Annotated in this window: 21 protein-coding genes and 1 tRNA gene; 8 read left to right on the top strand and 14 right to left on the bottom strand. The window is 71.1% G+C overall.

Translation table 11 applies throughout. The annotated features are described in order from the left end of the window. Nucleotides 1–456 precede the first annotated feature (456 nt). Nucleotides 457–1,500, bottom strand: coding sequence for an energy-coupling factor ABC transporter permease (locus tag ACZ6RT_RS19410; RefSeq protein ID WP_399185684.1), 1,044 nt, complete (start codon nt 1,498–1,500; stop codon nt 457–459). A 68-nt stretch (nt 1,501–1,568) separates the two neighbouring features. Continuing rightward, entirely contained in the window at nt 1,569–3,521 is a 1,953-nt protein-coding gene (locus tag ACZ6RT_RS19415) for a glycosyltransferase family 2 protein (RefSeq protein ID WP_470155102.1), read from the bottom strand. A gap of 249 nt (nt 3,522–3,770) precedes the next feature. Here ACZ6RT_RS19415 and ACZ6RT_RS19420 point away from each other — a divergent pair, with 249 nt between their 5' ends. The 5 genes from ACZ6RT_RS19420 (at nt 3,771) to ACZ6RT_RS19440 (ending at nt 8,046) form a co-directional block, all read left to right on the top strand. Then, on the top strand, nt 3,771–4,406 hold the full coding sequence (locus tag ACZ6RT_RS19420) for a GNAT family N-acetyltransferase (protein ID WP_470155104.1): 636 nt from the start codon (nt 3,771–3,773) through the stop codon (nt 4,404–4,406). Next, nucleotides 4,366–5,220, top strand: coding sequence for a helix-turn-helix transcriptional regulator (locus tag ACZ6RT_RS19425; RefSeq protein WP_470155106.1), 855 nt, complete (start codon nt 4,366–4,368; stop codon nt 5,218–5,220). The genes ACZ6RT_RS19420 and ACZ6RT_RS19425 overlap by 41 nt, the downstream gene beginning before the upstream one ends. 141 nt (nt 5,221–5,361) lie before the next feature. Beyond that, a complete protein-coding gene (locus tag ACZ6RT_RS19430) occupies nt 5,362–6,129 on the top strand; it encodes a glucose 1-dehydrogenase (protein WP_470155107.1) in 768 nt (255 codons plus the stop codon). Nucleotides 6,130–6,504: 375 nt separating this feature from the next. Beyond that, the gene (locus ACZ6RT_RS19435; RefSeq protein WP_399185678.1) at nt 6,505–6,645 is read left to right on the top strand and encodes a hypothetical protein; all 141 of its coding nucleotides are present in this window, start codon (nt 6,505–6,507) and stop codon (nt 6,643–6,645) included. A gap of 984 nt (nt 6,646–7,629) precedes the next feature. Further along, nucleotides 7,630–8,046 carry a hypothetical protein gene (locus ACZ6RT_RS19440; RefSeq protein ID WP_470155109.1) on the top strand — a complete coding sequence of 139 codons (417 nt, stop codon included), beginning with the start codon at nt 7,630–7,632 and terminating at the stop codon, nt 8,044–8,046. On the opposite strand, the gene ACZ6RT_RS19445 is transcribed toward ACZ6RT_RS19440, so the two are convergent. The 6 genes from ACZ6RT_RS19445 to ACZ6RT_RS19470 all read right to left on the bottom strand — a co-directional run bounded on the left by ACZ6RT_RS19445 (nt 8,041) and on the right by ACZ6RT_RS19470 (nt 12,678). After that, nucleotides 8,041–8,220 carry a hypothetical protein gene (locus ACZ6RT_RS19445; RefSeq protein WP_470155111.1) on the bottom strand — a complete coding sequence of 60 codons (180 nt, stop codon included), beginning with the start codon at nt 8,218–8,220 and terminating at the stop codon, nt 8,041–8,043. The genes ACZ6RT_RS19440 and ACZ6RT_RS19445 overlap by 6 nt on opposite strands. Before the next feature lie 339 nt (nt 8,221–8,559). Further along, entirely contained in the window at nt 8,560–9,315 is a 756-nt protein-coding gene (locus ACZ6RT_RS19450; RefSeq protein ID WP_470155113.1) for a class I SAM-dependent methyltransferase, read from the bottom strand. A gap of 317 nt (nt 9,316–9,632) precedes the next feature. Then, nucleotides 9,633–9,705: transfer RNA gene (locus ACZ6RT_RS19455), tRNA-Thr, on the bottom strand. Nucleotides 9,706–9,776: 71 nt separating this feature from the next. After that, entirely contained in the window at nt 9,777–10,751 is a 975-nt protein-coding gene (gene rlmB, locus ACZ6RT_RS19460; protein WP_399185673.1) for a 23S rRNA (guanosine(2251)-2'-O)-methyltransferase RlmB, read from the bottom strand. Nucleotides 10,752–10,774: 23 nt separating this feature from the next. Beyond that, entirely contained in the window at nt 10,775–12,172 is a 1,398-nt protein-coding gene (gene cysS, locus ACZ6RT_RS19465) for a cysteine--tRNA ligase (protein WP_399185672.1), read from the bottom strand. Between the two features lie 116 nt (nt 12,173–12,288). Further along, on the bottom strand, nt 12,289–12,678 hold the full coding sequence (locus tag ACZ6RT_RS19470) for a PPOX class F420-dependent oxidoreductase (RefSeq protein ID WP_399185671.1): 390 nt from the start codon (nt 12,676–12,678) through the stop codon (nt 12,289–12,291). 86 nt (nt 12,679–12,764) lie between these two features. On the opposite strand from ACZ6RT_RS19470, the gene ACZ6RT_RS19475 reads away from it, so the two are divergent. Next, entirely contained in the window at nt 12,765–14,441 is a 1,677-nt protein-coding gene (locus ACZ6RT_RS19475; protein WP_470155116.1) for a hypothetical protein, read from the top strand. 530 nt (nt 14,442–14,971) lie between these two features. Here ACZ6RT_RS19475 and ACZ6RT_RS19480 read toward each other — a convergent pair. The 4 genes from ACZ6RT_RS19480 to ACZ6RT_RS19495 form a co-directional block, all read right to left on the bottom strand. After that, a complete protein-coding gene (locus ACZ6RT_RS19480) occupies nt 14,972–15,238 on the bottom strand; it encodes a GlsB/YeaQ/YmgE family stress response membrane protein (RefSeq protein WP_344890252.1) in 267 nt (88 codons plus the stop codon). 92 nt (nt 15,239–15,330) lie between these two features. Then, nucleotides 15,331–15,597, bottom strand: coding sequence for a GlsB/YeaQ/YmgE family stress response membrane protein (locus tag ACZ6RT_RS19485; RefSeq protein WP_386247138.1), 267 nt, complete (start codon nt 15,595–15,597; stop codon nt 15,331–15,333). Nucleotides 15,598–15,782: 185 nt separating this feature from the next. Next, entirely contained in the window at nt 15,783–16,241 is a 459-nt protein-coding gene (gene ispF, locus ACZ6RT_RS19490) for a 2-C-methyl-D-erythritol 2,4-cyclodiphosphate synthase (RefSeq protein WP_470155118.1), read from the bottom strand. A gap of 17 nt (nt 16,242–16,258) precedes the next feature. After that, nucleotides 16,259–16,741, bottom strand: coding sequence for a CarD family transcriptional regulator (locus ACZ6RT_RS19495; RefSeq protein ID WP_030924410.1), 483 nt, complete (start codon nt 16,739–16,741; stop codon nt 16,259–16,261). A gap of 261 nt (nt 16,742–17,002) precedes the next feature. On the opposite strand from ACZ6RT_RS19495, the gene ACZ6RT_RS19500 reads away from it, so the two are divergent. Further along, on the top strand, nt 17,003–17,599 hold the full coding sequence (locus ACZ6RT_RS19500) for a copper chaperone PCu(A)C domain-containing protein (protein ID WP_470155120.1): 597 nt from the start codon (nt 17,003–17,005) through the stop codon (nt 17,597–17,599). Between the two features lie 192 nt (nt 17,600–17,791). Here ACZ6RT_RS19500 and ACZ6RT_RS19505 read toward each other — a convergent pair whose 3' ends face one another. Both ACZ6RT_RS19505 and ACZ6RT_RS19510 read right to left on the bottom strand, forming a co-directional pair. Beyond that, on the bottom strand, nt 17,792–18,481 hold the full coding sequence (locus ACZ6RT_RS19505) for a response regulator (RefSeq protein ID WP_470155122.1): 690 nt from the start codon (nt 18,479–18,481) through the stop codon (nt 17,792–17,794). Continuing rightward, nucleotides 18,478–19,662, bottom strand: a complete 1,185-nt coding sequence (locus tag ACZ6RT_RS19510) for a sensor histidine kinase (RefSeq protein ID WP_470155274.1) — start codon at nt 19,660–19,662, stop codon at nt 18,478–18,480. Before ACZ6RT_RS19510 ends, ACZ6RT_RS19505 begins: the two co-directional genes overlap by 4 nt. A gap of 159 nt (nt 19,663–19,821) precedes the next feature. Between ACZ6RT_RS19510 and phoU the strand changes: the two genes are divergently transcribed. Next, on the top strand, nt 19,822–20,481 hold the full coding sequence (gene phoU, locus ACZ6RT_RS19515; RefSeq protein ID WP_399185667.1) for a phosphate signaling complex protein PhoU: 660 nt from the start codon (nt 19,822–19,824) through the stop codon (nt 20,479–20,481). The last annotated feature ends 184 nt before the right edge of the window (nt 20,482–20,665 follow it).

The following is a 20,665-nucleotide window of genomic DNA, read 5'->3' on the forward strand; positions in this document are numbered from 1 at the left end:
ACCCCCCCCCCCCCCCCCCCCCCCCCCCCCCCCCCCCCCCCCCCCCCCCCCCCCTCTCCTCCCCCCCCCCCCCCCCCCCCCCCCCCCCCCCCCCCCCCACGCCCAGGGTCGCCTTGGCCAGGATGTTCCAGGCGGCCCACAGACCGGCGACGCTGAGCGAGACCCCCATGAAGGTCGTCCGCCCGCCGGACCCGATGAAGGGGATGGCCAGGGCGAAGGCCACGAACGGGACCTCCACCACCATCCTGCGCAGCACGAACCCGGCCGGCACGCGGGCCAGGGCAGCCACGACGGCCAGCAGGACCGCGTACAGCCCGAAGGCCCAGAACCACTCGCGCGGGGTGGCGACCACGACCAGCGCGAAACCGGCCACCGCCACCAGCTTGCACTGGGGCGGAAGCCGGTGCACGAGCGTGTCCCCGGGCCGGTGCAGGCGGCTCGTGTGGCCCGCCCCCACTAGACGGAGGCCTTTTTCCGGCTCTCGTCGGCCGATCCGGCGTCCCCGCCCCGGCGGCGTACGGCCAGGAAGAGACCGCCGCCGGTCACCAGGGTGGCGCCGACGCCGATCAGGCCGGCCACCCCCACCGGGAGGCCGCCCGCGTCCCCGTAGTCGGCCAGCGGCTGCTCGCCCAGCGCGTGGTCGGCCGCCTGGCCGATGAAGCCCTTGTCCTGGGCGACCCGCTCCAGACCGTCCGGCGAGGAGGAGGCGTAGAAGCTGACCACGCCCGCCAGCAGCGCGGCCACCGCGACACCGGCCGGCAGGAACCAGCGGGGACCGCGGGGAGCCGCGGCCGGGGCCGGGGCGCCCGGGACGACGGTCACGTCCCCGTCCGCGCCGCGCAGCACCAGCGGCGCCGCGAGCCCCCTGGCGCCGTACACCAGGTCGGGCCGGACGGCCAGCACCGTGCTGACCGTGACGGCGGTGATCAGGCCCTCCCCGATGCCGATCAGCAGGTGCACGCCGCCCATGGCCGCGGCCACCGTGCCGATCTCGATCGGCGCGGTGCCGCCGATCCAGAACAGCAGCGTGAACGCCAGCGCCGAGGCGGGCACCGAGAGCAGCGCCGCGACGAACGAGGCCGCCACCACGGCCCCCCTGCCCCGCACGCTCCGGGTGATCAGGCGGAAGACGCCCCACGCGACCAGTACCGCGACGACGCCCATCAGGGTGATGTTGACGCCCAGCGCGGTCAGCCCGCCGTCGGCGAAGAAGAACGCCTGCACGAGCAGGACCACCGCCACGCAGAGCACCGCCGTGTAGGGGCCGACGAGTATCGCGGCGAGCGCCCCTCCGAGGAGGTGACCGCTGGTGCCCGCGGCGACCGGGAAGTTGAGCATCTGGACCGCGAAGACGAAGGCGGCGACCAGGCCCGCCATCGGGGCGGTGCGGTCGTCGAGTTCACGGCGGGCACCGCGCAGGCAGACGGTGACGCCCGCGGCGGCCACGACTCCCGCGGACAGCGACACGGCCGCGTTGAAAAAGCCATCGGGTACGTGCACGACAAGCCTCCGAGATGCGGATGTGACCCCACTTTAGGCCATAGGCTTGTAGTTGCGACATGGTGGCATTAGCGAACGATGCGCCTGATGAAGGTCCGGGGGCCCAGGGTGCGCACCACCGTGCTGAGCCGCCCCTTGCCCGCGGTGGCGTAGGGCCGGACGCTCCACCGGGTCGTCCCCCGCCACCAGGTGCGCGGGTGCTCGATCACCTCGGGCACCGCCTCGATCCGGAAACGCGCGGGCGGCCCGCCCAGGTCCAGCTCCAGGTAGGCGTCCCACGTTCCCGGGCCCAGCCGGCCCATCGCCTGGCAGGCCGTGAACGTGCCGTCCCCGCCGACCGCGACCGGCTCGCGCCGCTCCCGCCCGGACTCGCGCTCCCGCCAGACGAGGTGGCGCACCGCCTTCCCCGCCGGCCAGGCCGTGCCCACCACCGCCTGGCCGTCGAGCACCAGCCGGTGCCCGGCCGTCCAGCGGGCGCGCACCAGCCTGGCGCCCCCCGGCACCGGGACCACGTACCCGCCGATGTCCAGGCTGAGGTTGCCGTAGGGGCGGGTGAAGTACGGCAGCGCGACCACGTCCCCGGCCACCCGCGGCGCGGGCGGCACGACGACCCCGTCCCGGTCGGCCCCGAGCCGGGCGATCCTGCGCACGCCCTCGAAGGTGACGCCGACGTGGACGTCCCAGATGCCCGCGGCCAGGGCGGTGACGTCCACGATCCCGGTGAACTCGGCGCAGTCGCCGGTCACCGGGATCACGACCTCCTCCGCCGGGCCGGCGCCCGAGTGCCTGCGGCGCAGCACCAGGGCCGGGTCCCCGCCCGCGATCTCCGGCCGGTCGTAGCGCTCCAGCGTGCTCAGCGCCACCTTGCCCGACACGGCCAGCCGTCCCGTCCCCTCCCAGCGGAGCGCGGTCAGCTCCCGGCGGACCGCGGCCGACTCGATGTGGGCCAGCCGCACCAGGCGGTCGATGTCCTCCAGCGCGGCGATCCGGCTCCGGTCGATCGCCGGGAGCCGGTCGCGGACCCCGTCGGTCAGCCACCGCTCGCACATGTCGGCCACCTCGGCGACGATCTCCTTGCGCTCGACCTCCCCCGCCTCCAGGAAGGGCCTGCCCAGGTTGCCGAAGGCGTCCATCCGGAAGTGCCGGCGCAGCAGGTGGTCGCGCAGCTCCCCCGGACGCACGTGGGCGAGCATCACCCCGATCGGCTTCTTGATCATCCGAAGCCAGGAGACCGGGTCCCGGCTGCCCGGACGCTGCATGATGCTGGTCCCGTCGGGCCGGTCGACCAGGTGGTAGCAGTCGTAGTCGGCGACCACCGAGATCACGTCGGCGTGGCAGTAGGCGTGGGTGGTGAAGACCACGTCCTCGCCCACCACGAGCGTCTCGTCGAAGCGGATGGCGTGCCGCTCCAGCATCTCCCTGCGGAACAGCTTGAAGCAGCTCAGGCTGTTGTAGACCGCGCTGTCGCCGAGCGGCACCCGTTCGGCGTTCTCCTTGAACATCGAGACCGGCACCCTGCGGTCGTGCCCCACGATCTTCCCCAGCACGATGTCCGACCCGTTGCGGTCGGCCATGGCGAGCATCCGCTCCAGCGCCTGGGGGCCGAGGTAGTCGTCGGCGTCGCAGAAGAAGACGTACCTGCCGCGCGCGTGGGAGAGCCCGACGTTGCGCGGGCGCCCGGCGCCGCCGGAGGCCTCCTGCCGGACGACGCGGACCACGCCCCGGTGGCAGGAGGCGTACAGGTCGGCCAGTTCCCCGCCGCCGTCGGTGGAGCCGTCGTCGACGACGACCACCTCCAGGGCCACCCGCTGGATCAGCAGCGAGGTCAGGCACCTGTCCAGATAGGGACGGCAGTTGTGCAGGGGGACGATCACGGTGACGTCGACGTCGGACCGGACCGTCTCCTCTCTCGTGATGTCCCGGCCGCCCGTGACGTCACGGTCGTCCGTGACACCGGAGCCGCCCTTGATGTCACAGCCGTCCGGCCCCGTGCGGACTCGCTGAAGGATCGTTACCGTCACCGCCGCGCCCCTCGTCGGTCACTCTCCGCTTTTACAGTGTCTCAGTATGTGACGGGAGAGTGATCGCACGTGGCGAATCCCAGCTCTTACCTCCCCGAATCACCACCGGACAGCGGCCCGTCGCGGGAAAGTCCCCGATTCGTACGGCTTGCACGAGACGCCACCCCGCCCCGTCGGCGCCCGGACCTCCGCCGGGGCCCTGTCGCACGACCTTGATCACAAGAGTCGCCCACCCGCAGAATCGACGTCATGACGGCACCGGACGAGATCGCGAACCGCTTTCCCTCCCACATCCGGCTGTCCGGCCTCGGGCTGCACCTGCGCGAGTGGACCGACGACGACCTGCCCGCCATGGTCGCCCTCTTCGACGAGCCGCAGGTCGCCCGCTGGACCCCGCTGCGTTCGCCGTTCGACGCCGACGCCGCCCGGGAGTACCTGTCCCGGGCCCGCGCGGCGCGTGCCGCCGACCGCGGCGTGCAGCTCGCCGTCACCGACGACGGCCACCGGGCGCAGGGAGAGGTGCTGCTCTTCCGGACGGCCGACGACGACGGGGTGGCCGAGCTCGCGTACGCGATCGGCGCCCGGTACCGGGGACGGCGGCTGGCGGCTCGCGCCGTCGAGGTGATGGCCGGGTACGCCGCCACCTCCCTGGGGATGCGCGGCCTGGTCCTGCGCGTCGACCCGGCGAACGGGGCGAGCGTCGCGGTGGCGCGCGCCACCGGCTTCCACCTGACCGACGCCGAACCGGTCACCTTCGAGCGCAAGGGCGATCGCATCACCCTGTTCACCTGGTGTCGCGACCTGCGCCAGGAATCGGCCGCCGCCGGCCGTCGTTACACGGCGCATGACCAGCGAACCCCCCGCGGCGACGCGGCGGCGCCGTGAGCAGCTCGGAGTCTTCCTGCGCACCCGCAGGGCACGGCTCACGCCCGGCGACGTCGGCATGGCGGTGGCGGGCAGGCGCCGGACGCCGGGGCTGCGGCGCGAGGAGGTCGCCGTGCTGGCCGGGGTCGGCGTGTCCTGGTACACCTGGCTCGAACAGGGCCGCGACATCAACGCCTCGGCCGAGGTGCTCGACGCGATCGCCGGGGCGCTGCGCCTGGACGAGCCCGAACGCGCGCACCTGTACCTGCTGGCCGGCCTCAACCCGCCCCGGGCCCGCGTGACGCGCGACGCCGCGGTCACACCGGAGCTGCGGCACCTGCTCGACGCGTGGGCCCCGCGCCCCGCGGTGCTGCGGGACCGCCGCTGGAACCTGCTCGCGGTCAACGACGCGGCCCGGACGGTGTTCGGGTACGGCGACACCGACCACAACTGCCTGATCACGTTCTTCACGAGCGCCCGGTACCGCGACGCGCACGTCCACTGGGAGGCGGTCGCCCCCCTCGTCGTCGCCGCCTTCCGCGCCGACGCGGCGCACGCCCCCGGGGATCCGGAGTTCGACCGGCTGGTCGGCGACCTGAGCGCCGTGAGCGCGGAGTTCGCCGGGCTGTGGGCGCGCCACGACGTCGGCCACCCGGCCCAGACGGTGAAGGCGGTGCGTCACCCCGAGGCCGGTGACCTGTTCTTCGACATGACGCCCCTGGCGGTGACCGACCACCCGGGCTGGCACCTGGAGCTGTACAACCCGAGGCCCGGCACCGGGACCGCGGACCGCCTCGAGCGGCTCCCGCACGCCCGGCTCGCCGCTCCGGCGTGACCGTCCGACGGACCACTCCGGCGTGACCGGCCGGCGGACCGGCTCGCCGCTCCGGCGTGACCGCCCGGCGAAGGTGGTGGTGACACTCCCCGGATACGCCCGCACTGTTCACCCCGCGCGCCGCTCGGCACGCTGGCTCCCATGACGTACGGCATCTCCCGAATCTCGCGATTCGACGACAGGATCGCGCTCATCACCGGCGGCACCAGCGGCATAGGGCTGGCGACCGCACGAAGGCTGCTCGACGAAGGCGCACGGGTGGTCGTCACCGGACGCGACCGGGCCAGGCTGGACGGAGCGGTCGCGGCTCTGGACGGCGGGGACCGCGTCCTGGCGGTACGCGGCGACACGGCCGACCTTCACGACCTGGACGCGCTCACGGCCTCGATCCGGGACCGGTACGGGCGGCTGGACGTGGTCTTCGCCAACGCGGGCGTCGCCTCGTTCCAGCCGGCCGGCGAGATCACCGAGGCCGAGTACGACCGTGTCATGGACATCAACGTCAAGGGCGTGTTCTTCACCCTGCAGAAGGTCCTCCCGCTGCTGTCCGGCCGCGCGGCGATCGTGATCAACGCGTCGTGGACGGCGCACCGCGGCATGCCCGGCGCCTCCCTGTACGCGACGACCAAGGCGGCGGTGCACACCCTGACGCGCACCCTCGCGGCCGAACTGGGACCCGGGGGGATCCGGGTCAACTCCGTGAGCCCCGGCTACATCGAGACCCCGATGTTCCACGCCAACATCTCCGCCGAGGCCCAGGCCGCCGTCGTCGCCACGGTGCCCTCCGGCCGGATCGGCACCCCCGAGGACGTCGCCGGCGCGGTCGCCTTTCTCGCCTCCGACGACGCGTCCTACGTCAACGGGCAGGACCTGATCATCGACGGCGGCCTCGTCGCCGCCGCCTCCTGACACCCGCGGCGACCCCGTTCCCGTCCGGCGCGGTTCCCGTCCGGCGCCGTTCTCTTTCGGCGCCGTTCCCGTCCGGTGCGGTTCCGAACGCGACGCCGGGCGGTCACCGACGCGTGGACGCGGCCACGAACAGCGGGAGGGCGAGGAACAACCGCCCGCAACGGCCCCGTTCACGCTGCTCGGCGAGCCGGGCTTCGGCCTGCGCGTCGCTGATCGCCCCGGCCGGATCCGTACCCGACGTCGACCATCGCCGTATCCGGTGCGACGTCGAGCAGGGCGATGAGCGCGTCTGTGCGGTTCACCGGTCGTGGCATCGGCGGTGGACAGCGTGGGCCGGGGCGGGCAGGCTGACCACACGGCGACGAGGGAGAGATCATGAACTTCGGCACTTCGGTCATGAGTGTGCTCTTCATGCTGTTCGGCGCTCTCGTGCAGTTCCTGGTCATCTACTTCGCCGTACGCCTGGCTCTGAAGCATGACCGTGAACGTTCCGCGCGTGGAGGACCGCAGGGATAGCCCCCTCGGACACAGGAGCGGTCGGCACCGAGATGAGGCACCCCCACGGGACGCGCGGCCGTTGCGACCGGTGGCCGGAGCGATCTCGACGCGACGGCGCGATCCGGTGTGGCCGGCCGGGTGCGGCGGCCGGTGGACGTTCCTCGGTCATGGGACGCCCGCGCCCCCGGACGGTCTCGATCCGAAGGAGTCGAGATGTCGGACCTGCCTGGGACGTGACGGCGGGAGAATCCGGCCCCCAGCCATCCACGAACTCGGCTCTTGCTCCTGGCGAGCATCTCGGAGCTGGAGTACCCCCGCCGGAGGCACAGTCGGCCCGGGAACCGGGTCTGTTCGGTCGACTCTCGGCACGGTCGAGGGCGTGTTCTGAGAGGTGGAAGGCCCTATCGTCCTCGACCGACTGAGCGGACGCGGGAATGTTCGAAACTCCGGTCGTGAAGGCGTGTGGCCAGGCATTCCCGGTGGGAGACGACGCTGGTACTGCCGGGGCCGTCGGCGCTTCGGACGTCCATGACCACTCCGTCGCCGCCTGGGCTCAGAACGGTGTGCGTACCGCAGAAGTCGCATGACCACTGGAAGCACTCCAGGTCCTGGGTTCGCATCGTCAACCGCACCCAGCTGGGCCGGCTGTACCGGCGGATCTGCTGCACGACGGCGTCGACCTCGGAACCGACACGGGGGTACTCCTGGGGGAGAGCGCGATGGTTTCCCGAAGGGCTGTCGATCACCGTGGCGTCCACGGACGCACCGATGTCCTCGTGTCCAGGAATCACCACCATGACGCCCCACGGTTCATGGCCGGTTACCCGGGCTCGAACTGATTGCCCGGGGACAAGGCCGATCCCAGCGGCATCGAATCGCTGCATCCGATCATTCTCCCGAATGCAACCATCCTCAGCATCTCTCGCTGGCCGACTCAGATGGTTCCCCGCCTGTTCTGGCACGCGACCAGCCCTGGAGACGTGGAGGTGACAGGCTGTGCCGATGGAGTCTTCCGAGTTCCTCGCGGCGAAGCAGCGCCTGATGCGTGAGGCACCTCCGAGTAGTGGAGACGACCTCGACGGCATGTCAATGGACTTTGATGCCTGTCTGTGGCAATCACCTGTGGTCAGGGAAGTGAAGGTCCGCCATACCGGTGACGCGAATAGCCTTATAGCGGCCACCTGCGTACCCGTTCACAGACGATCGGAGGCCGAGATCGGGGCCGGCCTCGAACAGGTCTGGTTGCAGGATCTTAGATATCAGTACTTCGGAGCCCACATGATTACTCTGGCAGAGGGGAGAGTGCGGCTCGATGTGATAACGCAGATCGCTCAGAACGATTTCTATGTCTCGGCCACCATCGTGGCCGAGACATCGAGATCACAATCGGCAGGAGTGCGCGGGCGTCGACGGTCATAGGAGGCTACTTCGCTCCCACGTCGAGGTGAACACCTGGTCGAAGACGGGGAACGGCTCATCGGCGGCCATGTCGTCATCGGTCACGATGGTAGGCGAGCCGGCTCCACGAGCCTTCGGCAGGTAGGGCCGGTCCACGCATGCGGTCCCGTCCGCGACGAGGATGGTGAAGCTCACGGACACGTGGTTCAGGCGGTTCGGCCGCCTCCGGGGAGCTTTTCCCCAAGGAGGTTCGGCACGCCGATGTCGAGGGCGGCCGGCGTGGTGAGCGTGCCGTGCCTTCGCGGGCGTAGATCACGTTCCGCGGAGGTCGAGAAACGGCCATGGACCCCCGGTCCCGCATGTCAACGACAGGATCCGGGGCGAGGATCCTTCCCTGACCCGGGACACGATGGTCAAGATTCATCGTGACCGCAGGGGACCTGCGCACGCGCTTCGGTGATCATCCCGGAGACGAAGGCCGACTGGAGGCGCGACCGTTGCGGCTCGCCGTTCGGCATGCGGGACGCTCGGCCGTCAGGTGGCAGGCAGGGCGGCCTCGATCAGAAAGCGGTGACTACGGGCGGTGAACGTGCCCTCTGAGCGGATGCGCTCATGGAGGTCCTGCAGCGGCCGCTCATAGCGTTCGACGTCGACGTCGACGTCGCGAATCTGCCACGGGACGGCTCGCAGCTGGAAGACCACGGCACCTATGTCGTGGAAGACATGGTCGATCATCTCCTCGCGAGCGTCCAGTACTCGAAACCCGTGGCGGCGAACGTGGTTCACCGCGACGGCCAGCGTCCATTCCTCTGGATCGAGGACGGGTGCGCCGAGGGCGATGTTCAACTCCAGATCATTGCGGGTGCCGACCTGTTGGGTGAGAAGTCGGCCTCCGGGGGCGAGGACTCGGGCGACCTCGGCGGCGTTCAAGGCGCCGTGCCTGTTGAACAAGAGATCGAAAGCGGATTCGCTCACGGGGATGGCATCCGCCGTACCGCCGAGCACGGTGACATTGAGCGGCCGGAGCCGCTTGGCGGCGATGGGAATGTTCGGCTGCCACGCTTCCAATGCGACGGTGCGACGAGGCAGTGGAGCCAGGGAGGCCAGGACTTCACCACCACCGGTGTCCAGGTCGAGTAGTCGCGGTGCCGTCGAGAGAAGCGCCGAGGCTCGCTCAGTGTATGACCACGGCGGGTTTCCGCCACTCGTCCGGCCGCGTAGCCGGCTGAAATCCCATCCGCGCAAGGACGCGCGCACGGCCTGTTCGACGAGATCGTGGTAACTGAGCACCTGATCACGCTAATGAGGTCCAGGAACACCGGCCATCGAATTGTTCAACGGTCCGGCTGCCCCGCCCTGTGTGATCTCCGCGCGAGACCGACCCCGGCCACGGTTCGCGGGAAATCACGCGAACCGCGGCGGCGTGACCGCGACCTCGAAAGGACGGTGATCTACCGGCACGCCGGTCAGGGCCGGGACAAGGCCGGCGCCGAGGCCCTGGGCGAAGGCGCTCAAGGTGCACGCGGGTGGCACGAAAAGGTGAGAAGACCGCTCAACGATCAAAGGGCCAGGTCCCCGGATACCGGTCGACCTGGCCCTTTGTCACGAGCCGACGAGGGGAATCGAACCCCTGACCTACAGTTTACAAGACTGTTGCTCTGCCGATTGAGCTACGTCGGCACGGTCGCCTGACGAGTGTAGTCGGCCCGCCCCCTCCGCGTCACCGAGGTATGCCCGGTGATCGGGAGTCGTCAGGGGCGGCGGTGGCGGGCCACCTCGTACAGGGCGATACCGGCGGCCACGCCGGCGTTCAGGGACTCGGCCGCGGCCCCCATCGGGATCCGGACGACCAGGTCGCACGACTCGCGGACCAGGCGGGACAGGCCCTTGCCCTCGGATCCCACGACGATGACCAGCGGGCCGTCCAGGAGGTTGGCCTCGCCGATGTCGGTCGTGCTCTCCCCGTCCAGGCCGACCACGAACAGGCCCGCCTCGCGGTACTCCCGCAGGGTGGCGGTGAGGTTGGCGGCACGGGCGACGGTCAGCGAGGCCAGTGTGCCGGCCGAGGTCTTCCAGGCCCCGCCCGTGACCCCGGCCGAGCGGCGGGAGGGGACGAGCAGGCCGTGGGCGCCGAAGGCGGCGGCCGAGCGGGCGATGGCCCCGAGGTTGCGCGGGTCGGTGACGCCGTCGAGGGCGACGATCAGCGGGGCCTCGGCGGCCTCTTGGGCGATGCGGACCAGGTCGTCGGGGTGGGCGTAGTCGTACGCCGGGACCTGCAGGGCGATGCCCTGGTGGACGCCGCCCTCGGTGAGGCGGTCGAGCTTCTCCCGGCCGACCTCCAGCATCGCGATGCCGCGGTCGGCGGCGATGCGGACGGATTCCTTGACCCGGTCGTCGTTGTCGATGCGCAGGGCCACGTACAGCGTGCTGGCCGGCACCCCGGCCCGCAGCGCCTCGACCACGGAGTTTCGCCCGCCGATGTGCTCGGGGGCGTCCTCGCTCCGCCTGGTGCGGACCGGGGTCCGCGAGGAGGAGGACGAGGTCCTGCCGCCCTTCTCCTCGCGCTCGATCCGCTCGGTACGCGACTTGTCCTTGTGCCAGTGCCGCATGTGCGCCGGCGGGGTGGCCCCCCTGCCCTCCAGACCGCGGCGGACGTTGCCGCCCGTGCCCTTGGTCGGACTCTTCTTCTTCGCGGGTCGCCCGGACCCTTTACCCCCACCAGCCATGGTCTATAGCGTACGGCCTGGTTTCACCGCGAGAGTTCCCAGCGGGGGCCCTGGGGGGTGTCCTCGACGTGGATCCCCGCGTGGGCGAGCCTGTCGCGGATGCCGTCGGCCGCCGCGAAGTCCTTGCGGGCCCGTGCCGCCTGCCGCTGTTCCAGCGCCACCGCGACCAGGGCGTCGACGGTCGCCCGCATGCCGGTCTCGCCGCCCGAGGAGCGCCACTGCTCCGAGCGCGGGTCGAGGCCGAGGACGTCGAGCATGTTCTGCGTCTCGGCCAGCAGCCTGGCGACCTGCTCCTTGTTGCCCTGGGCCAGGGCGACGTTGCCCTCGCGGACCACCTCGTGCACCACGGCGAGCGCCTGGGAGGTGGCCAGGTCGTCGTCGAGGGCGTCGGAGAACGCCTGGGGCAGCGGCGCGTGCGCGTCGACGTCGTGGATGACCTCTGCGGCCCGGGTGACGAAGCCCTCGATGCGCTGGTAGGCCGAGGCGGCCTCCAGCAGCGCCTCCTCGGAGTAGGCGATCGAGGAGCGGTAGTGCGGGGCCGCCAGGTAGTAGCGGAGCTCGACCGGGCGGACCTTCTTGATGATCTCCGGGACCAGCAGGGAGTTGCCGAGCGACTTGCTCATCTTCTCCGCGCCGATCTTGAGCATGCCGTTGTGCATCCAGTAGCGCGCGAAGCCGTCACCGGCGGCCTGCGACTGGGTCAGCTCGTTCTCGTGGTGCGGGAAGATCAGGTCGACGCCGCCGCCGTGGATGTCGAAGGTCGTCCCGAGGTACTTCGTCGCCATGGCCGAGCACTCCAGGTGCCAGCCGGGGCGGCCTCGTCCCCACGGGGTCGGCCAGGTCGGCTCGCCGGGCTTCTCGCCCTTCCAGAGCGCGAAGTCGCGCGGGTCGCGCTTGCACGAGTCGGTGTCGGTGTCACCGGCCGCCCGCATGTTCTCGAGCCTCTGGTTGGACAGCGAGCCGTAGCGGTCGGCGTAGGACATGACGTCGAAGTAGACGTCGCCCCCTGCGGCGTAGGCGTGCCCGGCGGCGATCAGCCGCTCCATCAGCTCGATCATCTCGGGCACGTGACCGGTCGCCCGGGGCTCGACCGTGGGGGGCAGGCAGCCCAGCACGTCGTAGGCCCAGGTGAAGGCCCGCTGGTTGCGCTCGGCGACGGCGAACCACGGCACGTTCTCGGTGGCCGCGACACGGATGATCTTGTCGTCGATGTCGGTGACGTTCCGGCAGAAGGTCACCTCGTACCCCGACCGGATCATCCAGCGCCGGAGCACGTCGAAGTTGACGCCCGAGCGGATGTGCCCGATGTGCGGGGGAGCCTGCACGGTGGCACCACACAGGTAGATCGAGGCCCGGCCGGGTTCGACCGGGACGAATTCGCGGACCGTACGTACGCTGGTGTCGTATAGCTGCAGGCTCACAAAGGCAAGGCTAATGCCTCACCTCCCCTCACAAACCAGGTTGTGAGACCTTGAAGGCACCCGCCAGCGGCTTTTATGACCATTAGCGGCAAATGTCACCTGACAACGCCGGTGGATCAACCGCGATAGAACACGTGCTCGGGAACGATCCGGACGATCACCCTGCGCGCCTGCGGATCCGCCTCGACCCACGCCTTTCCGGTGTACTTGCGCGACATCTCCTCGATGAGCGCCCCCTCGGGGTCGTCGGTCAGGACGACCCTCCCGCGCACCTCGGCGTAGCGGTAGGGGTCGGCGTGGTCGAACGCCACGATGGCCGTACGCGGGTCACGCCGGAAGTTGACGTCCTTGCGCCGCCCCCGGACGGTGGAGAAGAGGATGTCGTCGCCGTCGGTCCTGGCCCACACGACGCTGGCGTGCGGGCCGCCGTCGGCGTTGAGGCTGGTCACCGTGGCGAAGTTCACCGCATCGAACAGGTCCCGTGCGCCATCGGGCAGAATCGCCATCTTCACCCCTTCTCGTGAGCCGACTTCCCTGCGTGAGTCGACTCCACCGATCATGCCAGGTGCCGATTCTGTAGGCTCGAGGCGCCATGGACGACAAACCCCTCGCGGCGGCAGACCAGGTCTCCCGTCCGTCCCCGCCCCCGCCTTCGCCCCCGACCGCCTCGGCCCGGCCGAGCCGGGTGGCCGTCGCCCTCCGCCGCACCGGGATCGCCGTCGCCGGAATCGGCGTCGCCGCCCTCACCGCCGCGGCCTGCGTGCTCTCCTTCGAGGACCTGCGCGCGCTCGCCGTGGCGGGCAGGGCCCCCGCCGGCCTGGCCTACCTCTACCCCGCCGCCTTCGACGCCCTGCTCGTGATCGCCATGATCGGCGTGCTCCTGCTGAGAGGCGGGTGGTGGCCGGTACGGCTGCAGGCGGGCCTGATCCTGACGCTGCTGTTCGCCGGCGCGGTCGCCGCCGAGGTGGTCACCGCCATGCGAGTGGCCGTGGACGAGCAGCGCGCCGCCATCGTGGTCGCCGTCGCCCCGTGGGTGATCCTGATCCTGGCCCTCTGGCTCTGGCTGCTGCTGATCAAGCACGCCGCCGCCCGCCGGGCCGCGACCGACGCCGCCTCGGCCGGCCGCTCGTCGCCCCGCGACATCGTGCCCTTCCCCGGGGAGGGCGACAGGGACGCCGGCGCCGATCCGGCCGCGTCCGGGACCGGGGACCGGCGGCATGGGCACGCCCCGCAGGCCGAGTCCGCCCGCCCCGAGTCCCTGCGCCCCGAGCAGGCACGTCCCGAGCAGGCACGTACCGGGCAGGGGGACCACCACCTTCCGGGTCACCACGGCCAGCTGGTGCACCACCCGGCGGCCGAGATCATGCTCGACCCGCACGCCGCTCCCCCGCTGGAGAGCGTCCCCCACCACGACCTGCCCCCGGCCGAACCGGTGATCGGCCCCACCCCGGCGCCGGAGACCCCGGAGGTCACCGACATCCCGCGGGACCCCCCGCCCGCCCCCGTGGTCCCCGCACCGGCCAAGCCGATGCGCTGGGGCGACCTGGTCCGGCCGCGCGAGGGGGACGTGCTCGTCCACCCGCCCCGTCCCGCCGCCGGGACGCCGCGGCAGGAGGACACGCCCGGCCCGCGTCCCGAGACCCGGTCCGGCACCCGGCCCGAGCCTTCCGGCAGGGTCGGTGAGCGGATCGAGACCTGGGACGCCGACACCGATCTCCCGGCGAGGGAGGCGGGCACCGGAGCGGGGCACGACACCAGCGGAACCGGGCGGGACGACGAGTCCAGGCACGACGCGGAAGAACCGGGCCGGCACGACACCACCGGGGCCCGGCAGGACGCGGCCCCCGTGGCGGGCCGTGGCACGTCCGGGGCGGGGAGGCACGACGACGCCCCCGAGGTGAGCGAGCGCGACGCCGACACCCAGCCGATCCGTACCGTCCCCGATCGGCCCGGAGGCGGCACGGCCGGTCGGCCCGGAGGCGGTACGGCCGGGAGGGCCTCGGCCGGGGCCGTCGCCGACAGGCCCGTCACCGGCAGGTCCGCCGAGGAAGGGTCCACGGAGACGGAGAGGTCCGCGCGGGAGGGCTCCAGGGCGGCGGACGAGGCGGGCGCCTCCGGCAGGAAGGGCGATGGGTCACCCGATCCGGCGCACGGCGCCGAGGCCGCCGACAGCGGCGAGGAGACCGAGGCCCGCACGTACGACGACGGCACCGCGGCCCCGCCCTCGGGGCGGATGCGCAGCACGCCGGTCCCCCCGGGCGAGGAGTAGCTCCCGGGCGGGCCGGGGAGGACGGCGGACGATCGGACCAGCTCCGGGGCCTGGGAGGAGCCGGCCCGGTCTCGGGGGCCGTGCGCCCGGCCGGATCTCTCCGCCGGGTGCGGCAACGTGACCGGCGCCCCACGCCCGGGATGCCGGGCGTGGGGGCCACGTGGTTCTCACCCCTCGGAAGACCGGCGGCGGCCCCTTCAGGGGTCGCCGCCGGTCACCCGTGGGTGGACCGGCCCGCAGCTATTCGCTCACACACGTGTGAGCGGCGCCCCGCTGCGGACCGGCGCTCTCTCACCTCCGGGCCACGCCAGGAGCGGACCGGATCCGGTTCGGCAGCGGTGCTCGAACCGTTCCGGAACGTCCGAGACCCGCTCGGGACCCCGTACGGGGCCGAGCGGGTCCTTCCTGACGGCGGTGACATCGTGCGCGTCACCGCGGCCTCAGGCCGGAGGGATGTCCGGTGGAGTCCGGCGAGGTCATCGGGACGGTGCGTCCCGTCCTGCGCCGGACATCGGGCATGTAGGTCTCCGTCAGACCCTCGACCGCTTGAGGCCGGCGACCAGGCCGACACCCACGGCGGCCAGAACGACCTGCATGACGAGCTCGATCCAGTCGATCCCGTTGGTGGTCGCCACGCCGAGAACCTGCGCGATGGCGGTACCGATGAGGGCTGCGACGATTCCGACGACGACGGTAAGGATCCATCCGATCGCCTGCCTGCCGGGAAGCAGCAGACGACCGATGGCGCCGACGACAGCACCGATGACGATAGCCCCAAGAATGGACGCGATAGTCATTTCAACCTCCCAGCGAGAGTGAGACCTTCACCCTCACGGACAGGTGGCTACCCCCCACGTCACAGTTATTCCTATAGGCGGCAAAAATTCCTTCAGTGCGTCTTCCGCGCCTGCATCTGCACCACAAGGAGGACCCCGCCAATGGCCAGGACGAGCTGGATGAGGTGCTCCAGCCAGTTGATCCCCCGCGTGTTGGTCAGCCCGAGCGCCGCGGCGATGAGCGTGCCGATGAGCGCTGCGACGATTCCCACGATGAGCGTCAGGCCGATGCTGATGTTCTGACGCCCGGGAATGATGAGACGCGCCAGCGCCCCGATGATGGCGCCGATGACGACGGCGGCGACGATCGATCCGATCATGTCCGGCTCCCCCCGATATACGAGACATGGTCACCAAGGGGTTACCCAACGTGCTCATGATCACCCAAAAGGGGTGGCCCGTACCGCGCCAGTAAACGGGCCACCACCTGATAGGGATCGACGAGCATTCCGCGCCGCTCGCCAGAACGTTTTCACGTTCCGTATGAGAAGACGCCCCGGATGCGCTACAGGTTCACCACGATCGCGGTCGCCACGGCCGCGATTCCCTCGCCGCGACCGGTCAGGCCCAGCCCGTCGGTCGTGGTGGCGCTGAGGCTCACCGGAGCCCCCACGGCGGCCCCGAGCGCCTTTTCGGCCTCGACACGGCGGGGGGCCAGCTTGGGACGGTTGCCGATCACCTGGACGGCCACGTTCCCGATGTCGAAGCCCGCGGCGCGCACCCTGCGGGCGGTCTCCTCCAGCAGGACGGCACCGGAGGCACCCGCCCAGCGAGGGTCGGAGGTGCCGAACAGGCCGCCGATGTCACCGAGGCCGGCCGCGGACAGCAGCGCGTCACAGGCGGCATGGGCGGCGGCGTCACCGTCGGAGTGCCCTGCCAGGCCGGTCTCACCGGGCCAGTGCAGGCCTGCGAGGTGAAGCTCACGGCCGGAAGCGAACGGGTGGACGTCGACACCGACGCCCACCCGTGGAAATCTCGTGTTCAGGAGTTGAGAACCTCGTCCAGCAGGGCCTCGGCCTTGTCCTCGTTGGTCTTCTCGGCGAGCGCCAGCTCGCTGACGAGGATCTGCCTGGCCTTGGCCAGCATCCGCTTCTCTCCGGCGGAGAGCCCGCGCTCCCTGTCTCGTCGCCACAGGTCACGAACGACCTCGGCGACCTTGTTGACGTCGCCGGACGCCAGCTTCTCAAGGTTCGCCTTGTAGCGGCGGGACCAGTTCGTGGGCTCTTCGGTGTGAGGCATTCGAAGCACGTCGAAGACGCGCTCAAGGCCCTCTTGTCCGACGACGTCGCGAACACCCACGAGTTCTGCGTTGTCAGCCGGAACCTGGACGGTAAGGTCGCCCTTGTCGACCTTGAGAACCAGGTAGGTCCTTTCCTCACCTTTGATGGTTCGGGTCGTGATCGCCTCGATCCGAGCAGCCCCATGGTGGGGGTAGACGACAGTGTCGCCGACCTGGAAAGTCATGTGACAAGTACCCCTTCCGCTGTACTCAAGAGTACCACGTATCCACAGCCTCCCGGAACAGTGAAATCACCATAACTGCAGGTCAAAGCCGCATCTTATGACTTGACAAGTGCCAAACTGTATGAATCAAGGGGGTCAAAAGCACTTATGACCTGCGTTCGACGGCCGCGGACGGATGGGCGGGGCGCCGGGAAACCCGGCAATCATCGCCGATAGGGTGGCCCTTGCCCTATCTCATGCGTGACAAGGAGAACTCGCACCGTGACCCGCAACAGCCGTCACCGGGCGATCGTCGCCGCCGCGTTCCTGGCAGCCGTCTCGGCTCTGGCCGGTTGCGGCGCCGGAACCGATGCGATCACCAACAGGCCCTACTCGCCGACCGAGGCGCTGACGACCAAGACGCCACAGGGCATCGACATCTCCCAGGCGTTCTTCCTGGGTCCCGACTCCGGCGCGACGCTTCCCGTGGGAGGGGCGCTGCCGCTCTACCTGTCGGTCGTCAACACCCAGGCGGGCACCGACCAGCTCGTCGGCCTGGGGGTCGACCCGGCGCTCGGCACGGCGAAGGTCACGGCGCCGGTCGCGCTCCCGCAGAACGAGCGGGTCGGCGTCGGCAGGCCCACGCCGACGATCCTGATCGAGGGGCTGAAGAAGCCGCTGCGGGGCGGGGAGAGCATCCCGGTGCAGCTGCAGTTCGCCAACGCCGGCATCATCCAGGTCAGGGTTCCGGTGATCACGCGCAGCCGCGAGTACACCGCCTACCCGCAGGCTCCGGGCGCCTCGGCGGCCCCCACGCCGACGCCCACCCCGACGCCGGCCGCGACGGGCGCCGAGACCTCCGGGACCGGCGGCCACTGACGATCTCCCCCGGGGCGGCCCACCGGACCGTGGCCGCCCCGCGAGGGGCATGACGAGACCGAGGACGGCCCCGGCCGTCGATGGCCGCCCGCAGGGGCGGCGAGGACGGTCACGGGCCCGGGCTCACCAGCAGACACGGGAACGAGCCGGGGCCCGGCAGGGGACGGGCCTGGGCCCGGACGAAGCGGGCCTCTAGGCCTCGGTGGGGTCGAACTTGTAGCCCAGTCCCCGGACGGTGAGGATGCACCGCGGGTTGGAGGGGTCCGACTCGACCTTGGCGCGCAGCCGCTTGACGTGAACGTCCAGGGTCTTGGTGTCGCCCACGTAGTCGGCGCCCCAGACCCGGTCGATGAGCTGCCCCCGGGTGAGCACCCGCCCGGCGTTGCGCAGCAGCACCTCCAGCAGCTCGAACTCCTTCAGCGGAAGCTGCACCGCCTCGCCCCGTACGGCGACGGTGTGGCGGTCGACGTCCATCCGGACCGGACCGGCGGCCAGCACGGCCGACTCCAGCTCCTCCACGTCGCCCTGGCGGCGCAGCACCGCGCGGATGCGGGCCACAAGCTCCCTGGAGGAGAAGGGCTTGGTGACGTAGTCGTCCGCCCCCAGCTCCAGCCCGACGACCTTGTCGATCTCGCTGTCCTTGGCGGTGAGCATGATCACGGGAACGTTGGAGCGCTGGCGCAGCGAGCGGCAGACCTCCGTACCCGGCAGGCCGGGGAGCATCAGGTCGAGCAGCACGAGGTCGGCCCCGTTGCGGTCGAAGGTCTCCAGCGCCTCGGGCCCCGTGGTGGCCACGGCCACCTCGAACCCCTCCTTGCGCAGCATGTACGACAGGGCATCGGAGAACGACTCCTCGTCCTCGACAACAAGCACGCGGGTCACTGCGTGGCCTCCAGGGGGATCGTGGTGGTGGCTGGTATCGCCACCGCCATGCCGCCGAAGGCGGGCAGGCGGAGCGTGAAGGTGGAACCGGAGCCTTCCTTGCTCCACACGGTGACCGCGCCGTTGTGGGCGGCGGCCACATGTTTGACGATGGCCAGGCCGAGGCCCGTGCCGCCGGTCGCGCGCGATCGTGCCGCGTCGACGCGGAAGAACCGTTCGAAGATCCGCTCCTGGGCGCTCTCGGGAATGCCGATCCCCTGGTCGCTCACGCTGATCTCGACGGACTCGGTGTGCGGGCCGGCCGCGCGGGCGCTGACCACCACCCGGGTGTGCTCGGGGCTGTAGGCGACCGCGTTGTCGATGAGGTTGCGCAGCGCGGTGACGAGCAGCTCGTCGTCACCCCATACCTGCAGTCCCTCGACGCCGCCCGTGACCAGGGCGATGTCCTTGGCCGCCGCGGTGGTGTTGCACCGGTCGATGGCCTCGTGCACCGCCTCGTCGATCAGGACGGGGCCCGGGGTGGGGATGGGCTCGGCGCCCTGGATCCTGGAGAGGGTGATCAGGTCCTGGACGAGGTAGGTGAGCCGGGCCGCCTCGTGCTGCATGCGCCCGGCGAAGCGGGTGACCGCCTCGGGGTCGTCGGCGGCGTCCTGGATGGTCTCGGCCAGCAGCGAGAGCGCGCCCACCGGCGTCTTGAGCTCGTGGCTCACGTTGGCCACGAAGTCGCGGCGTACCGCCTCGACGCGGCGGTGCTCGGTCTGGTCCTCGGCCAGGACGAGCACCTGGCCGTAGGAGCCGAGCGGGGCGACGCGTACCGCGAAGCTGGTCGACTCCTGGCCGAACTTGTGGCCGGCCACCTCGATCTCGCTCTCGCGGATCTCGCCGTCCCTGCGCACCTTCCTGGCCAGGGCCAGCAGTTCGGCCGCCATCAGATGGTCACCCTTGACCAGGCCGAACGCGCGCGCGGCCGAGCTGGCGCGCAGCACCCGGTCCTCCTTGTCGAGCACGACCGCCGAGGAGGGCAGTACGGCCAGCACCGAGGCGACCCCCTGCGGCAGTGCCCCGGCCTCCACGCTGTCGATCGGCGTCATCGCACTCCGCTGTTGTTCATGGTTCTGTCGGACGACCATCACGGCCAGCGCTCCCACGACGAAACCGGCCAGCGCGGCCAGGCTCGCCATCAGCTCACTCACGTGGTCCTCCCGTAGGCTGTCACGTCCTCGATGGTAGGTCGGGCCCTTCCCGAGAGGGACGGTCCGGGGGGCATGACCACGGCCTTTCCCACAAAGTTCACTTTACGGTCGGGGTTCGTTCACCGTTCCTCTCATAGCGTGAGGGGCATGCGAGACGCCTACCACGAAGAACTCGACGCGCTCACCGGGCGGCTGGTCGAGATGACCCGGCTCGTCAGGTCGGCGATATCGCGGGCCACCACCGCCCTGCTCGACGCCGACCTGCACCTCGCGGAGAGCGTCATCTCCCAGGACGAGGAGGTCAACAGGATCTTCGCGGAGGTCGAGACCACGATCTTCGACCTGATGGCCAGGCAGCAGCCGGTGGCCGTCGACCTCAGAATGATCATCGCGGCGCTGCGGATGGGCACCGACCTGGAGCGGATGGGCGACCTCGCCGAGCACGTCGCCAAGATCGCCAGGCTGCGTCACCCCGACTCCGCGATCCCTCCGGAGATCCGCGCCACCATCCTGGAGATGGGGCAGATCGCCGAGCGCCTCATCACCAAGACCGGCAGCTGCATCGCCTCGCGCGACGTGGAGTCCGCCCTGGAGCTGGAGGCCGACGACGACGCCATGGACAGGCTGCACCGCAGGCTCTTCACGATCCTGATGGCCCCCGACTGGAAGTACGGCGTCGAGCCGGCCATCGACGTGACGCTGATCGGCCGCTACTACGAGCGCTACGCCGACCACGCGGTCCGGGTCGCGCACGACGTGGTCTACCTGGTCACCGGCTCTCGGCCGGCGGACTCCAACGCCTTCTGACCTCCGCTCCCCCGGCCTCGTACGACTCGACGGGCGGACGCCCATGAGGAAAGGGCCCGGGGGGGGGGGGGGGGGGGGGGGGGGGGGGGGGAGGGGGGTGGGGGGAGGGGGGGGAGGGGGGGGGGGGAGGGGGGGGGGGGGGGTGGGGAGGGGTGGGGGGGGGGGGGGAGGAGGGGGGGGCGGG

Source organism: Streptosporangium sp. NPDC050148, assembly GCF_055586505.1.

Coding starts and splice junctions, on each gene's coding strand:
- ACZ6RT_RS19420 (WP_470155104.1), top strand. CDS start 3,771: ATGACGGCACCGGACGAGATCGCGAACCGCTTTCCCTCCCACATCCGG.
- ACZ6RT_RS19425 (WP_470155106.1), top strand. CDS start 4,366: ATGACCAGCGAACCCCCCGCGGCGACGCGGCGGCGCCGTGAGCAGCTC.
- ACZ6RT_RS19430 (WP_470155107.1), top strand. CDS start 5,362: ATGACGTACGGCATCTCCCGAATCTCGCGATTCGACGACAGGATCGCG.
- ACZ6RT_RS19435 (WP_399185678.1), top strand. CDS start 6,505: ATGAACTTCGGCACTTCGGTCATGAGTGTGCTCTTCATGCTGTTCGGC.
- ACZ6RT_RS19440 (WP_470155109.1), top strand. CDS start 7,630: ATGGAGTCTTCCGAGTTCCTCGCGGCGAAGCAGCGCCTGATGCGTGAG.
- rlmB (WP_399185673.1), bottom strand. CDS start 10,751: ATGGCTGGTGGGGGTAAAGGGTCCGGGCGACCCGCGAAGAAGAAGAGT.
- ACZ6RT_RS19470 (WP_399185671.1), bottom strand. CDS start 12,678: ATGGCGATTCTGCCCGATGGCGCACGGGACCTGTTCGATGCGGTGAAC.
- ACZ6RT_RS19475 (WP_470155116.1), top strand. CDS start 12,765: ATGGACGACAAACCCCTCGCGGCGGCAGACCAGGTCTCCCGTCCGTCC.
- ACZ6RT_RS19480 (WP_344890252.1), bottom strand. CDS start 15,238: ATGACTATCGCGTCCATTCTTGGGGCTATCGTCATCGGTGCTGTCGTC.
- ACZ6RT_RS19485 (WP_386247138.1), bottom strand. CDS start 15,597: ATGATCGGATCGATCGTCGCCGCCGTCGTCATCGGCGCCATCATCGGG.
- ACZ6RT_RS19495 (WP_030924410.1), bottom strand. CDS start 16,741: ATGACTTTCCAGGTCGGCGACACTGTCGTCTACCCCCACCATGGGGCT.
- ACZ6RT_RS19510 (WP_470155274.1), bottom strand. CDS start 19,662: ATGGCGAGCCTGGCCGCGCTGGCCGGTTTCGTCGTGGGAGCGCTGGCC.
- phoU (WP_399185667.1), top strand. CDS start 19,822: ATGCGAGACGCCTACCACGAAGAACTCGACGCGCTCACCGGGCGGCTG.